The sequence below is a fragment of the Massilia pseudoviolaceinigra genome (assembly GCF_030846505.1).
GTDB classification, from domain to species: Bacteria; Pseudomonadota; Gammaproteobacteria; order Burkholderiales; family Burkholderiaceae_D; genus Telluria_A; species Telluria_A violaceinigra.
The window spans coordinates 171131-185851 of sequence record NZ_JAVCWL010000008.1; the positions used below are offsets into that span (position 1 = coordinate 171131).

Genomic DNA, 14721 nt, shown 5'->3' on the forward strand with positions numbered 1-14721 from the left:
CATGACTATCGCTGACGTCAAGAAAAACGCGCAAGAGCGCATGAACAAGTCGATCGACACCCTCAAGAGCGATCTGGCCAAGGTCCGTACCGGCCGCGCCCACACGGGTATCCTCGATCACATCATGGTCGATTACTATGGCTCGGCCACCGCGCTGACCCAGATCGCCAACGTGACCCTGATCGACGCCCGCACCATCGGCGTGCAGCCGTGGGAAAAGAAGATGCTGACCACCGTCGAAAAGGCGATCCGCGATTCCGACCTCGGCTTGAATCCTTCGTCGCAGGGCGACATGATCCGTGTACCGACCCCGCCGCTGACCGAAGAACGCCGCAAGGAAATGGTCAAGCTGGTCAAGGGCGAGGCGGAAGATGCCAAGATCGCGATCCGCAACATCCGCCGCGACGCCAACGAGTCGCTGAAAAAACTGGTCAAGGACAAGGCTTGCTCCGAAGACGACGAGCGTCGCGCATCGGAAGAAATCCAGAAACTGACCGACAAGTTTGTCATCGATGTCGATAAACTGGTTGCGGAAAAAGAAAAAGAAGTCCTGACGGTGTAGAGTTAGGGGACGCCACGGCAGGGTCTGCCCACGCGGAGGCGGACCTGGCGTCCGCTTCCCATGCATTTGTTCTAAATAGTCTGGATTTATGATCTATAAAAGTTCGACGACAGCAGTACCCGAAGTAGCCCGCGTGCCGCGCCATGTGGCCATCATCATGGACGGCAACGGCCGTTGGGCCACCAAGCGCTTTTTGCCGCGCGTGGCCGGCCACGTCAAGGGCGTCGAAGCCGTGCGCGGCTGCGTTGAAGCCTGCGTGCAGCGCGGCATCGAGTACCTCACCCTGTTCGCCTTTTCCTCCGAAAACTGGCGCCGCCCCGAAGAAGAAGTGTCGCTGCTGATGCGCCTGTTCGTCACCGCGCTCGAACGCGAAGTGGCGAAGATGCACGCGAACAATATCCGCCTGAAAGTCGTGGGCGATTTGTCGCGTTTTGATTCCAAGCTGCAAGATATGATCGCCTCGGCCGAGCGCCGCACCGCCAACAACACGCGCCTGACGGTGACCATTTGCGCCAACTATGGCGGCCGCTGGGACATCATGCAGGCCACCAGCAAGATGGTTGCCGCCAATCCTGGCCTGACCAGCTTTGCCGAAGAGCAGCTGGCCGAACACCTGGCCATGGCGTACGCGCCCGAGCCCGACCTGTTCATCCGGACCGGCGGGGAAGAGCGCATTTCCAACTTCCTGCTGTGGCAGCTGGCCTATTCGGAGCTGTACTTCACCGATACCTACTGGCCCGATTTCTCGATCGAGTCCCTGGATGCGGCGATCGCATCCTATCAAAGCCGCGAGCGCCGCTTCGGGCGCACGGGCGATCAACTGGCTGAAAAGAAAAGCTGATGCTAATTACCCGGATCATCACCGCCGTCGTGTTGCTTGTCGTCTTGCTGGCGGTGCTGTTCGGCGGGTATTACCCCGCTTTCGCCGCGGTCGTGCTGCTGTTCCTCACGGCGGCCATCACCGAAAGCTTTCAGCTGTTCAGGTCGTCGCGCAAGCAATCGTTCCTGATCGCCCTGTTCTGGAGCGCGGCCTTTGCCTACGCCTTCCTGTATAACGACAACAGCGCCGTCAAGTTCTGGTTCGGCCTGTCGACCTTGCTGTGGCTGCTGCGCTTCGTGCCCTCGCTCAAGGTGGGCTTGCCGCCGGCCGAAGGCGGCCGCAACACCATGATGGCCACCATGTACGCGATCTCGATCGTGGCCTGTTTTGCCGCCATCGTGCTGTTCTTCAAGCAGTCGGCCGTGTACCTGCTGTCGGTGCTGGCGCTGGTCTGGATCGCCGACATCGGCGCCTATTTCTCCGGCAAGGCCTTCGGCAAGCGCAAGCTGGCGCCGTCGATTTCGCCCGGCAAATCGTGGGAAGGCGCCATCGGCGGCGGCATTGCCGTGCTGCTGATCGCGAGCCTTTCCGTGCTGTTCGGCGGCCCCGTGCTGGCCGATACCTTCGCCGTCGCCCTCCAGGCCAAGCTGGGCTGGGCCGGTGCGCTGGCGGTGCTGGTGGTGATCGTCGCCGCCAGCGTGGTGGGCGACCTGTTCGAGTCGCAGCTCAAGCGCCGCGCCGGCGTCAAGGATAGCAGCAACCTGCTGCCGGGCCACGGCGGCGTGCTCGACCGGATCGATGCACTGGTGCCGGTGCTGCCGCTGGCGGCCCTGATCCATACCGGGCTGCTTTGAACGAAGTTTGAAAGTACAACTATGCAACGCATCACCATTTTAGGCGCGACCGGCTCGATCGGCGTGTCCACCCTGGACGTGCTTGCACGCCATCCCGATAAATACCAGGTGTATGCGCTCAGCGCGCATGCCAAGGTGGAAGAGCTGGCCGAGCAGTGCGCACGCTTCCGTCCGGCGCGCGCCGTGGTCGGCAGCGCCGATGCCGCCGCCAGCCTGACCGCCTTGCTGCGCGAACGCGACCTGCGCACCCAGGTCGAATACGGCGAAGCCGCGCTCTGCTCGATCGCCGCCAGTGCCGACACCGACACCGTGATGGCCGCCATCGTCGGCGCCGCCGGCCTGGCCCCGACCCTGGCCGCGGCCCGTGCCGGCAAGAAAATTTTGCTCGCGAACAAGGAAGCGCTGGTCATGTCCGGCCAGCTGTTCATGGATGCGGTGCACGAGCATGGCGCCACCTTGCTGCCGATCGACAGCGAGCACAATGCGATTTTCCAGTCGCTGCCGCAATCCTACGCGCGCCAGCCCGGCGCCGCCGGCGTGGCCAAGATCGTGCTGACCGCGTCCGGCGGCCCGTTCTTGAACCACGCGGTCGAGACGCTCGAACACGTCACCCCCGACGAAGCCTGCAAGCACCCGAACTGGGTCATGGGGCGCAAGATTTCGGTCGACTCGGCCACCATGATGAACAAGGGCCTGGAAGTGATCGAGGCGCACTGGCTGTTCGGCGCGCCGGCCGCGCTGATCGAGGTGGTGATCCACCCGCAAAGCGTGATCCATTCGATGGTGTCCTACGTGGACGGCTCGGTCATCGCCGAACTTGGCAACCCCGACATGCGCACCCCGATCGCGAATGCCCTCGCATTTCCCGAGCGCATCGAATCCGGCGTGGCCCAGCTCGACCTGACCAGCATCGGCACCCTGCAGTTCCACAAGCCCGATTTCGCGCGTTTTCCCTGCCTGGCGCTGGCCTTCGAGTCGCTTGAAGCGGGCGGCACCGCGCCGGCCCTGCTCAACGCGGCCAACGAAGTGGCGGTGCAAGCCTTCCTGGAACGGCGCATCGGCTTTCGCGACATCGACCGCGTGATCGCGCGCGTCATGCACGAGAACGACCATCACGCGGCAACCAGCATCGACGCGGTACTGGCGTGCGACGCGCGCGCCCGCGCCGCCGCCGGCAGCATCGTCGCCGGCCTGGCCAGATGACGTTCCTCACCACCGTCCTGGCGTTTCTGTGCGCGCTGGGACCGCTGATCATCTTTCACGAACTGGGCCACTACACGGTGGCCCGCCTGTGCGGCGTGAAAGTGCTGCGCTTCTCCCTCGGCTTCGGCAAGGTCATCTGGTCGCGCCGGTTCGGCGCCGACCAGACCGAATGGGTCGTTTCCATGCTCCCGCTCGGCGGCTACGTGCGCATGCTGGATGACCGCGATCCGGACACCCGCGCCATGAGCGAGGCCGACCAGGCGCGCGAATTTACCCGCAAGAGCGTGTGGCAGCGCATCGCCATCGTCGCGGCCGGCCCGATCGCCAACTTCCTGCTGGCCATCGCCGTGTTCGGCGGTCTATATATGGTGGGCATGGACGAGGTCGGTACCCGCGTGCGCGCCATGGCCGACACCACGCCCGCCTTCCAGGCCGGCTTGCGCGGAGGCGACCGCATCGTGGGCGTCAACGGCGTGCCGGTCTCCACTTTTTCGGAACTACGCTGGGAAACCCTGAAGGCGGTGCTCGACAAGAGCGGCGTGCGACTCGACGTCACCCAGCCGGGCGGGGCGCGCTACAGCGCCACCTTGCCGCCGGCGGCCCTGGCCGGCAAGAATGTCGAAGGCGACCTGCTGGGCGAACTGGGCATTTCCATGTTCCGCTCCCCGGTTTCGATCGGCAAGATTCCCGATAGCGCCGGTCCGGCCGCCATGGCAGGGATGCGCCCGGGCGACCGCGTGCTCAGCGTCGACGGCAAGCCGCTGCCGGACGGCGCCGCCTTGATGGCGCTGATCGCCCAATCGTGCGGGCGCACGCTCGAATTCGGGATCGAACGCGATGGCCGCCCCTTGAGCCTGGCCGTGACGCCGGAATTGAATAAAGCTACTAATCGCTACCGCATCAATGCCGAATTGCTGTCCTTGTTCGAAATGGTCAAGGTCACGCTCGGCCCGGTCGACGCGGTGCTGGCCGGTGCCAAAATGACCTGGCAGCAAAGCGTGATGAGCCTGAAAATGATCGGCAAGATGGTCACCGGGCAGGTGTCGCTGGCCAATCTGACCGGCGTGGTCACGATTGCCGACTACGCCGGCAAGACCGCGCGCATGGGGCCGATTGAATTTCTGAGCTTTATTGCCGTCGTCAGCGTCAGTCTTGGAGTGATGAATCTGTTACCAATTCCGGTTCTGGACGGTGGGCTTTTGCTGTATTATTCGCTGGAAGTTTTGACCGGGCGCCGTCTGCCGGACCGGATAGTCGAGTTGGCGCAGCGCGCCGGCATCGTGTTTTTGGTGATGCTGATGGCGCTGGCGCTCTTCAATGATACGATGCGCCTGCTGCGACCAGCGGGCACGCCTCCCGCGAATACATATGTACGTTGTCCAAACGATTGACCCATTGAATAACCCCAATGAAATTAAATTCTGAACGTATTGCCTTGCCTTTCTTTCGTCGCAGCTTAATTGGCGCTGCCGTCCTGGCGATGTGCGCCGGACAAGCCCTTGCAGTGAACCCGTTCGTGGTCAAGGATATCCGGGTCGAGGGCATCCAGCGTACCGAAGCCGGTACCGTGTTCAGCTACCTGCCGGTGCGCGTGGGCGAAACGTTCAACGATGAAAAGAGCATCGCCGCCATCAAGGCCCTGTACGCGACCGGCTTCTTCAAGGACGTGCGCCTGGAAGAAGAAAAGGGCGTGCTGGTCGTGCTGGTCGAGGAACGCCCGGCGATTGCCACCGTGGACTTCACCGGCACCAAGGAATTCGAAAAGGACGTGCTGGTCAAGGCGCTCAAGGAAATCGGCGTCGGCGAGACCAAGATTTTCGATAAGGCCTCGGTCGACCGCGCCGAGCAGGAACTCAAGCGCCAGTACCTGTCGCATGGCCTGTACGGCGTCAAGATCACCACCACCGTCACCCCGATCGAACGCAATCGCGTCACCGTCATGTTCAACGTGGACGAGGGCGAGGTCGCGCGCATCAAGCAGATCAGCATCGTCGGCAACAAGACCTTCTCGGACAAGGAACTGCGCGAAGTGCTGCAGCTCGGCACCTCCGGCTGGTTCACCTGGTACACCAAGGCCGACCAGTATTCCAAGACCAAGCTGACCGGCGACATCGAGTCGATCAAGTCGTTCTACCTGAACCGCGGCTACCTGGAAGCGAACGTCGAATCGACCCAGGTTTCGATCACGCCCGACAAAAAAGACATCTACCTGACGATCAACATCACCGAAGGCGAGAAGTACACCGTCTCCGGCATCAAGCTCGAAGGCGAAATGTTCGGGCGCGAGGAAGAGCTCAAGGAACTGGTGCGCCTGCGCGTGGGCCAGACCTATTCGGGCGACCTGCTCACGGCCAGTAACAAGCTCATTTCGGACCGCATGGGCACCTTCGGCTACGCCTTCGCCAACGTCAATGCGAACCCCGAAATCGACCGCGAAAAGCGCGAAGTGGCGTTTACGTTCTTTGTCGATCCGGGCAAGCGCGCCTACGTGCGCCGCATGAACATCGCCGGCAACACCACCACGCGCGACGAAGTCATTCGGCGCGAGTTCCGCCAGTTCGAGGGCTCCTGGTACGACGGTAACAAGATCAAGATGTCGCGCGACCGCGTCGACCGCCTTGGCTACTTCAAGGACGTGACCATCGACACGCCGGAAGCGCAGGGCACTTCCGACCAGGTGGACGTGAACCTGACCGTGACCGAAAAACCGACCGGTAACTTCCTGATCGGCGGCTCGTTCTCGCAGGCGGAAAAATTCACCTTCACGGCGTCGATCCAGCAGGCCAACTTTGCCGGCAGCGGCAACACGGTCGGCATCGACCTCAATACCAGCGATTACAGCCGCACGATCGCCTTCTCGCACACCAATCCGTACTTCACCGAAGACGGCGTGTCGCAGCAGTTCGAGCTGTATCTGCGTACCCTGAACCCGCCGGCGCTGAACATCGGCACCTACAAGGTCAAGCAAACCGGTGGCCGCGTGAGCTACGGCGTGCCGTTCTCCGAAACCGACACCGTGTATTTCGGCATCGGCGTGGAACGCACCACCATCGAAACCGATATCACCAGCCCGACCCGCTACCTGGAATACGTGCGCCAGATCACCGGCATCGAGAGCGGCATCGGCAGCGCCACGACCAACGCCTTGCCGCTCACCGCTGCGTGGCAGCGCGACAGCCGCGACAGCGCCATCACGCCATCGTCGGGCCGCTACCAGCGCGTCAACCTCGAACTCGATCTGGCCGGCGACACCAAATACTACCGCGCAGTCTACAACCAGGAATGGTACCGTCCGATCACCAGCAAGATCACCCTGGCGCTGCGCGGCGAGTTCGATTACGGCCATGGCGTCAAGGGCAGTCCGTACCCGGTCTTCAAGAACTTCTACGGCGGCGGCATCGGTTCGGTGCGCGGTTACGAGAGCTCGTCCCTGGGCGTGGTCGACCGCAACGGCGACGCCGTCGGCGGCGCCAAGCGGATCATCGGCAATGCCGAACTGCAGATGCCGTTCCCGGGCAGCGGCGCCGACCGCAGCCTGCGCTGGTTCGGCTTTTTCGACGCCGGCCAGGTCTACAGCGAAGAGCAAAAAATTCGCTTGAACGAACTGCGTTACTCGGCGGGTCTGGGCGTGAGCTGGATTTCGCCGGTCGGCCCGCTCAAGTTGAGTTATGCTAAGCCTTTGAACGCGAAACCTGGTGATCGCCTGGAACGCTTCCAGTTCCAGATGGGTACCGGTTTCTGATCGCGCCACGCGACCGTTTCCCTTTTAGATTGCGGAGAACTATGTTGAACACTGTGACTGCCTCCTGGCCCAAGCACATCGCCTTGCTGGCTTTGTGCGCATGCTCGCTGGCCCAGGCGCAAAATGCGCCGAGCAGGATTGGCTTTGTTTTCACCGAACGCCTGATGACCGAGTCGAAACTGGCCAAGGCGGCTGACGCCAAGATCGAAGCCGAGTTCTCGAAGCGCCAGAAAGCGATCCAGGATACGGTGGCGCGCTTGAAATCCATGGAAGCGAAGTTCGAGACCGACGCGCCGAACCTGCCCGAACTCGAACGCACGCGGCGCGCACGCGAGCTGCTCGACCTCGAAAAAGACGTGCAGCGCACCCAGCGCGAATTCCGCGAAGACCTGATCCAGCGCAAGAGCGAAGAACGCGGCAACATCGCGCAAAAAGCCGGCAAGCTGATCGAACTGATCGCCGAGCAGGAAAAGCTCGATATCGTGCTGCAGGAATCGGCCTGGACCAGCCCGCGCATCGATATCACGGACAAGATCCTCAAGCTGCTCGATAAATAAACACCACCACAACAATACAGGAATCAAGATGAGCACTCGACTAGGTGAATTGGTCGAACGCTTGGGAGGACAGCTGATTGGCGACCCGAATACCGAGGTATCCGGGGTCGCGCCATTGGCTGACGCAGGCGTTTCGCACATCAGTTATCTCAGCAACAGCAAACTGCGGGCCCAGGCCGCGCAGAGCGGCGCGGCGGCGATGATACTCTCGCCCGCCGACGACGAATTCGTCGGCGCGACCTTCCAGGGCGCGCGCATCGTCGTCAAAAATCCGCACGTCTACTTCGCCTACGCCGCCCAGTATTTCGCTTCGCTCGATCCGATCGTGGCGCCGGCCGGCATCGACCCGAGCGCCAGCGTGGCACCGACCGCCAGGGTCGACCCGAGCGCGCATATCGGTCCGCAGGTGACCATCGAAGCGGGCGCGGTGATTGGCGCGAACGCCATCATCGACGCCGGCAGCTTTGTCGGACGCGACGCCGTCATCGGCGAAGGCACGCACCTGTTCGCGAACGCCACCTTCCATGCGCGCTGCCAGATCGGCAAGCGCGGCATCATCCACTCGGGCGCCGTGATCGGCACCGACGGATTCGGCTTCGCCAACGAGGGCGGCGTGTACATCAAGATTCCGCAGACCGGACGCGTGATCATCGGCGACGACGTCGATATCGGCGCCAACACCACGGTCGACCGCGGCGCCATGGCCGACACCATCATCGAAGACGGCGTCAAGCTCGATAACCTGATCCAGATCGGGCATAACTGCCATATCGGCGCGCACACGGCCATGGCCGGCTGCGTCGGCGTGGCTGGCAGCGCCACCATCGGCAAATACTGCACCTTCGGGGGCGCCGCCATGGTCTCGGGCCACATCACCATCGTCGACAAGGTGTACGTCACCGCCGGCAGCCTGGTGGCCAACTCGATCAAGGAACCGGGCCAGTACACGGGCTTCTACCCGATCGCCAAGAACAGCGACTGGGAAAAGAACGCCGTCCTGCTGCGCAACCTGACGTCGATGCGTGAAAAAATCCGCGCGCTCGAAAAAGCCGTCAAGGCACTCACAGAACAAAAATAGAAGACATATGACCATTACCGACAACAAAGGCGTACCCGGCAAGACCCTCGACATCTGCCAGATCAAGGAATACCTGCCGCACCGCTATCCGATGCTGCTGGTCGACCGCGTGCTGGACTGGGAAGCGCACAAGTCGATCAGCGCGATCAAGAACGTCACCGCCAACGAAGAATTCTTCAATGGGCATTTCCCGCACAAGCCGGTGATGCCGGGCGTCTTGATGATCGAAGCGATGGCGCAGACCGCGGCGATTTTGTCGTTCATGTCGATCGGCGTGAAACCGGACGCCAGTTCGGTGGTCTATTTCGTCGGCATCGACAACGCGCGCTTCAAGCGCCCGGTCGGTCCCGGCGACCAGCTGCGCATGGATATCGAAATCGTGCGCTGCTCGCGCGGCATCTGGAAATACAAGGCCGTCGGCAGCGTCGATGGCGCCATCGCCCTCGAAGCGGACCTGATGTGCACCATCCGCAGCGCGAGCGACGCGAGCCAGCCAATGGGGAACTAAATGGCGACGATTCATCCTAGCGCCATCGTCGATGCGCGCGCGCAGTTGGACAGCAGCGTCGAAGTCGGCGCCTTTTCGATCATTGGCCCGCACGTCTCGATCGGCGCCGGCACGGTGGTCGGTCCGCACGTGGTCATCGAGGGCCACACCACGATCGGCAAGGACAACAAGTTCTTCCAGTTTTCCTCGATCGGCGCGCCGCCGCAAGACAAGAAATGGGATGGCGAGCCAACCCGCCTGGAAGTGGGCGACCGCAACACGGTGCGCGAATTTTGCACCTTCAATACCGGCACCGTGCAGGATGAAGGCGTCACGCGCCTCGGTAACGACAACTGGATCTCGGCCTACTGCCACCTGGCGCACGATTGCCAGGTCGGCAGCAACACGATTTTCTCGAACAACGCGCAGCTGGCCGGGCACGTGGAAGTGGGCGACTGGGCGATTTTGTCGGGGTTTGCCGGCGTTCACCAGTTCTGCAAGATCGGCGCGCATGCCTTCATCGGCATGTACACCAGCCTGACCCAGGATGTGCCGCCGTTCGTGCTGGTGTCGGGTAATCCGGCGTCGGCCCATGGCGTGAATATCGAAGGCATGAAGCGGCGCGGCTTCACCCGGCCGCAGATCGACGGCGTGCGCGCGGCCTACAAGCTGATCTACCGCTCCGGCATGACGCTCGAAGCAGCCAAGGCGGCCCTGGTCGACCAGCAGCACGAGTCGCCCGATGCAGCAGCCGACATCGGCGCCATGCTTACCTTCCTGGGCAGTGCGTCCCGTGGCATTGTCCGCTGATTCAACGCGGGGCGCGTCGGTTGCGGCTGCTGCCGCCGCATCGGTAGCCATGGTCGCAGGCGAGGTATCGGGCGACATGCTCGCCGCGCGCCTGCTGGCCGGCCTCGCGCCGCATCTTCCCGGCGCGCGTTTCCACGGTATTGGCGGCCCGCGCATGGCCGAGCAGGGGTTTGTGTCCGACATCGACATGGACCGCCTGACCGTGCGCGGCCTGTTCGAGATCATTCCGCGCTACCGCGAAATCAAGGGCATCCAGAACGCGCTGCGCGACCGCCTGCTGGCCGAGCGCCCGGACGTGTTCATCGGCGCCGATTACCCAGGCTTTAACCTCGGCCTGGAACTCCAGCTGAAAGAAGCCGGGATTCCGACGGTGCACTTCGTCAGCCCGCAAATCTGGGCCTGGCGCGGTGGCCGCATCAAGAAGATCATCAAGGCCGTCTCGCACATGCTGGTGATCTTCCCGTTCGAGGAAGAGATCTACCGCAAGGCCGGCGTGCCATGCACCTACATCGGCCATCCGCTGGCCGAACTGATTCCCATGGAGCCCGATGTGGCCGCGGCCCGCAGCGCGCTCGGCCTGGCGCCGGACGCGCGCGTGATCGCGCTGATGCCGGGCAGCCGCATGGGCGAACTCAAATACCTGGCCGAACCCTTTGTCGGCGCGGTCAAGCTGCTGGCCGCGCGCGACCCGGACCTGCGCTTTGTCGCGCCCATGGCGGGCGAACGCCAGCGCCAGTATTTCACGGAGCTGATCGCCAAGGCCGGATTGCAGTCGGTGCGCATCGACCTGTTAGAGGGCCGCTCGCATGAAGCCATCGCCGCCGCCGACGCCGTGCTGGTGGCCTCGGGCACGGCGACCCTGGAAGTGGCGCTGTTCAAGAAGCCGATGGTGATCGCCTACAAAGTCATGCGCGCCTCGTACGAGATCATGCGCCACATGGGTTACCAGCCCTGGATCGGGCTGCCGAACATCCTGGCGCGCGAATTCCTGGTGCCGGAACTGCTGCAGCACGCGGTTACGCCGCAAGGGCTGGCCGACGCCATGTGGGAACAGCTTAACAACCTGGCCAACCGCAAGACGCTGGTGCAGCGCTTCACCGACATGCACCATAGCCTGCTGCGCAACAGCGCGCAGGAAAGCGCGGCTGCCGTCATGCGCGTCATCGCGGCATCGAAAAAGTCATCATGAGAACCAAAAAAGTCAATTTTTACCCGGGGCTGAAGAAGAACGCCTATCCGTTTACGCTTGACGATATCGTCTGCGGCGTCGACGAAGCAGGGCGCGGCCCGCTGGCCGGCCCGGTGTTCGCCGCCGCCGTCATCCTGCACCCGGACCGCCCCATCGAAGGCTTGCGCGACTCCAAGAAGCTGACCGCCGAAAAGCGCGAAGAGCTGGCCCCGCAGATCAAGGAATATGCGCTGGCCTGGGCGATTGCCGAATGCTCGCATGAGGAAATCGACAGCATCAATATTTTGCAGGCGACCATGCTGGCCATGCGGCGTGCGGTGGAAGCCCTGTCGACCATCCCGACCATCGCCCTGATCGACGGCAACCGCAGCCCCGTGATGCAGATCCGCTGTCATCCGATCATCGAAGGCGACGACAAGGTGCACGCCATTTCCGCGGCCTCGATCCTGGCCAAGACCGCGCGCGACGCCGCCCTGGTGGCGCTGCACGAACTGTATCCGCAGTACGGCTTCGACCAGCACAAGGGCTACGGCACCGCCATGCACCTGGAGCGGCTGCGCGAGCACGGCGCCTGCCCGGTGCACCGGCGCTCGTTCGCACCGGTGCGCGCCACCTTGCCGGTGTCGGTGGCCAACACCATCGTCGGCATGGACATGTCGTTCGACTTCGGCGAGGCGGCATGAAAACCATCACCTCGCGCGACAATCCGCTCTATAAAGACCTCAAGCACCTCGCCGGCAGTTCGCAGGCACGGCGCAAGGCCGGCCAGACCCTGCTCGACGGCGTGCACCTTTGCCAGTCGTACCTGGCGCTGCGCGGCGCGCCGCTGCACTGCATCGTCTCCGAAGGCGCGCTGGCCAATCCCGAAGTGGCCGACATCATCATGCAGTGCGAGAGCGCGCATGCGTATGTCACCGCCATGCCGGATGCGCTGTACAACGCCCTGAGCCAGGTCGAACACGGCGTCGGGCTGATGTTCCTGATCGCCACCCCGGTGCTGGATGCGCCGGGCGTGCTCACCGCCTCGGCGGTCCTGCTGGACAACCTGCAGGACCCGGGTAACGTCGGATCGATCCTGCGCAGCGCGGCGGCGGCCGGCATCACCCAGCTCTACTGCAGCAGCGGCACGGCCTTTTGCTGGTCCCCCAAGGTGCTGCGCGCGGCCATGGGCGCGCACTTCGTGGTCGACATCCACGAAAACGTCGACCTGGCCGAACTGGTCAAGGCCTCTGCGATTCCCGTGCTGGCCACCAGCGGCTACGCCACGCAGCGCCTGTACGATGTCGACCTGGCACGTCCGGTGGCCTGGCTGCTCGGACACGAAGGGCAGGGCGTGGCGCACGACCTGCTGGCGTTGGCAACTCATCAAGTCGTGATTCCACACCTGGGACAAATCGAGTCGCTCAACGTGGCGGCGTGTGCAGCTGTCTGTTTTTTTGAACAGTTGAGGCAGATTCAATCAAAGTAAGGCGAAACAGTTTCTGGACCGCATAGACGACGCTAGGGGTATCGGGGTAATGTCAATACCAGAACCTAGCGGAGGAATGATGGACATCGCCCACTTGCACTTTCTGGTTGCGGACGCCGATACGGCCCAGCGCCAGACCCTGATCGACATGCTCGGCCGCCTGGGCGCCACCCGCATCAGCGTGGCCCTGGACGGCGAAACCGCGCTGCACAGCATCGAAGTGCCGGACGGCCCGCCGATCGACATCGCCATCATCGACCTGGCCCTGTCCGGGCGCGACGGCCTGGAACTGATACGCGACATCACCGTCCTCAATGCCGGCACGCGCGCCATCATCACCGGAAGCTGCCATGCGAGCCTGCTGTTTTCGGTCGAAAGCCTGGCGCTGGCCTACGGCCTCGACCTGCTCGGCACCATCCCCAAGCCGCTCACCAGCGGTCACCTCGAAGCGGTGCTGTCGCACTACACGCCGCCGGCCGCGCCGGTGCTGGAGCGCCGCGTGCTGCCGCGTTTCAGCTTCGCCGAAGTGGGCGAGGGGCTGCAGGCGCGCCAGTTCGAACCCTTTTTCCAGCCCAAGATCGAGCTGGCCAGCGGCGAGGTCAAGGGTTTGGAAGTATTCGCGCGCTGGCGCCACCCGGAGCACGGGGTGGTGGGGCCGGCGGCCTTTATCGATGCGCTGGAACAGAACCACCGCATCGATTTTCTCGACTGGACCATGATCGAGCGCTCGGCCGAGCAGTGCCGCGTGTTTTTGGACAAGGGCTTGCCGAGCGCGATATCGCTCAACCTGTCGGCCGAAACGATCGGCCACCCCGATTTCTTGCGCCAGATCGGCGTGTGCACCGACCGCCACGGCATCGCGCCATCGATGTTGACCTTCGAGCTGCCGGAATCGGCGGTGCTGACCAACGACCCGAGCTTCCTGGAGCGGCTGCTGCGCCTGCGCATGATGGGGTACGGCCTGGCGGTGGACGACTACGGCACCGGGCGCTCGAATGTGCAGCAGCTGGCCCGGGTGCCGTTTTCGGAATTGAAGATCGACCGCAGTTTTGTCGACGGCGCCTCGCGCAAGCGCTCGCTGGCCACGGTGCTCAGTTCCTGCCTGGGACTGGCGCGCAGCCTCGACCGCAAATCGTGCGCGGTGGGCGTCGAAACGCGCCAGGACTGGGATTTCTTGCAGGGTCTCGGCTGCACCTATGCGCAGGGCCATCACATTGCGCGGCCCATGGAAGCGGAGCGCTTTCCGGACTGGCTGGCGGACTGGCGCCAGTTTTTCTGAAAACGCTTAGCGGGAGCGCCGGCGCACAGCCAGCGTGTGGGCCAGCCATAACAGCGCGGCGGGAAATAGCGGCACCAGGATGCAGGCGAGCATGCCTGCGACGATGCCGCCGTCCATATAGTTGATCGTCGCAGCAAAGCCGGAGTCGACGGCGAGGTAAGCGAGCCCGTTGAGCAGCACGATAATGCCCGCACCCAGCCAGCGGTTTCCCTTGCCGGCCACGGCGAGGAAAAGGGCGCGTCACGACGCGTATCGAAGGCAAGCGCTGGGGCAGGCAGCAGAGCTGGCACTATGTCTGGAACAGCGAGAACCGCCTCAAGCGTGTCATTACGGCCGATGGCGATGCCTGGGAATATACCTACGATGCCCTGGGCGGCAGGCTGACGAAAAAGCAGGTGCCGAGCGATCGCGCTGCGCGCTTTACGGAACTGGAATACCTGTGGGATGGCCACACGGTCGCGGAAGAAAGGCGTTTTGGAAGAAAGCCGGACGGCAAGGGCGGCTCGGATCTCATGAGCAGTCTTTACGAATAAATAGAATAATTTCAAACATAAGTTAGACCGTTTTTTACCGCCGTGTCAGCGGCAACGGATTGGACTCCATGATGGCGCTTGCAACCAGAACTGGTCAGATCCTGACACTGGGTGCACACCCGGACCTTTTCGTTTGCGT

Annotated in this window: 15 protein-coding genes; 14 read left to right on the forward strand and 1 reads right to left on the reverse strand. The window is 63.2% G+C overall.

What is annotated here, in order from left to right:
* Nucleotide 1 precedes the first annotated feature (1 nt).
* The 14 genes from frr to RBA40_RS10250 all read left to right on the forward strand — a co-directional run bounded on the left by frr (nucleotide 2) and on the right by RBA40_RS10250 (nucleotide 14049).
* Complete coding sequence (gene frr, locus RBA40_RS10185; RefSeq protein WP_099878161.1) at nucleotides 2–562, forward strand: ribosome recycling factor; 561 nt, start codon at nucleotides 2–4, stop codon at nucleotides 560–562.
* Between the two features lie 88 nt (nucleotides 563–650).
* Nucleotides 651–1403, forward strand: coding sequence for a polyprenyl diphosphate synthase (uppS, locus tag RBA40_RS10190; protein WP_099878164.1), 753 nt, complete (start codon nucleotides 651–653; stop codon nucleotides 1401–1403).
* Nucleotides 1403–2236, forward strand: coding sequence for a phosphatidate cytidylyltransferase (locus RBA40_RS10195; protein ID WP_306647791.1), 834 nt, complete (start codon nucleotides 1403–1405; stop codon nucleotides 2234–2236). Before uppS ends, RBA40_RS10195 begins: the two co-directional genes overlap by 1 nt.
* Nucleotides 2237–2257: 21 nt before the next feature.
* Nucleotides 2258–3439, forward strand: coding sequence for a 1-deoxy-D-xylulose-5-phosphate reductoisomerase (ispC, locus tag RBA40_RS10200; RefSeq protein WP_306647792.1), 1182 nt, complete (start codon nucleotides 2258–2260; stop codon nucleotides 3437–3439).
* The gene (gene rseP, locus RBA40_RS10205; RefSeq protein ID WP_306647793.1) at nucleotides 3436–4830 is read left to right on the forward strand and encodes an RIP metalloprotease RseP; all 1395 of its coding nucleotides are present in this window, start codon (nucleotides 3436–3438) and stop codon (nucleotides 4828–4830) included. Before ispC ends, rseP begins: the two co-directional genes overlap by 4 nt.
* A gap of 17 nt (nucleotides 4831–4847) precedes the next feature.
* On the forward strand, nucleotides 4848–7181 hold the full coding sequence (bamA, locus tag RBA40_RS10210; protein ID WP_306647794.1) for an outer membrane protein assembly factor BamA: 2334 nt from the start codon (nucleotides 4848–4850) through the stop codon (nucleotides 7179–7181).
* 41 nt (nucleotides 7182–7222) lie between these two features.
* Entirely contained in the window at nucleotides 7223–7738 is a 516-nt protein-coding gene (locus RBA40_RS10215; protein WP_099878178.1) for an OmpH/Skp family outer membrane protein, read from the forward strand.
* 28 nt (nucleotides 7739–7766) lie between these two features.
* Nucleotides 7767–8816: a UDP-3-O-(3-hydroxymyristoyl)glucosamine N-acyltransferase gene (gene lpxD, locus RBA40_RS10220; RefSeq protein WP_306647795.1), complete on the forward strand. Its 1050-nt coding sequence runs from the start codon at nucleotides 7767–7769 to the stop codon at nucleotides 8814–8816.
* Between the two features lie 7 nt (nucleotides 8817–8823).
* Nucleotides 8824–9324, forward strand: a complete 501-nt coding sequence (gene fabZ / locus RBA40_RS10225) for a 3-hydroxyacyl-ACP dehydratase FabZ (protein WP_306647796.1) — start codon at nucleotides 8824–8826, stop codon at nucleotides 9322–9324.
* Complete coding sequence (gene lpxA, locus RBA40_RS10230) at nucleotides 9325–10113, forward strand: acyl-ACP--UDP-N-acetylglucosamine O-acyltransferase (RefSeq protein ID WP_306647797.1); 789 nt, start codon at nucleotides 9325–9327, stop codon at nucleotides 10111–10113. It begins immediately after the preceding gene.
* Nucleotides 10097–11302: a lipid-A-disaccharide synthase gene (lpxB, locus tag RBA40_RS10235; RefSeq protein WP_374710475.1), complete on the forward strand. Its 1206-nt coding sequence runs from the start codon at nucleotides 10097–10099 to the stop codon at nucleotides 11300–11302. Before lpxA ends, lpxB begins: the two co-directional genes overlap by 17 nt.
* Complete coding sequence (gene rnhB / locus RBA40_RS10240; protein ID WP_306647799.1) at nucleotides 11299–11985, forward strand: ribonuclease HII; 687 nt, start codon at nucleotides 11299–11301, stop codon at nucleotides 11983–11985. Before lpxB ends, rnhB begins: the two co-directional genes overlap by 4 nt.
* On the forward strand, nucleotides 11982–12770 hold the full coding sequence (locus RBA40_RS10245) for a TrmH family RNA methyltransferase (protein WP_306647800.1): 789 nt from the start codon (nucleotides 11982–11984) through the stop codon (nucleotides 12768–12770). Before rnhB ends, RBA40_RS10245 begins: the two co-directional genes overlap by 4 nt.
* 76 nt (nucleotides 12771–12846) lie before the next feature.
* On the forward strand, nucleotides 12847–14049 hold the full coding sequence (locus RBA40_RS10250) for an EAL domain-containing response regulator (protein ID WP_306647801.1): 1203 nt from the start codon (nucleotides 12847–12849) through the stop codon (nucleotides 14047–14049).
* 6 nt (nucleotides 14050–14055) lie between these two features.
* On the opposite strand, the gene RBA40_RS10255 is transcribed toward RBA40_RS10250, so the two are convergent.
* Complete coding sequence (locus tag RBA40_RS10255; RefSeq protein ID WP_306647802.1) at nucleotides 14056–14271, reverse strand: hypothetical protein; 216 nt, start codon at nucleotides 14269–14271, stop codon at nucleotides 14056–14058.
* Nucleotides 14272–14721: the final 450 nt, after the last annotated feature.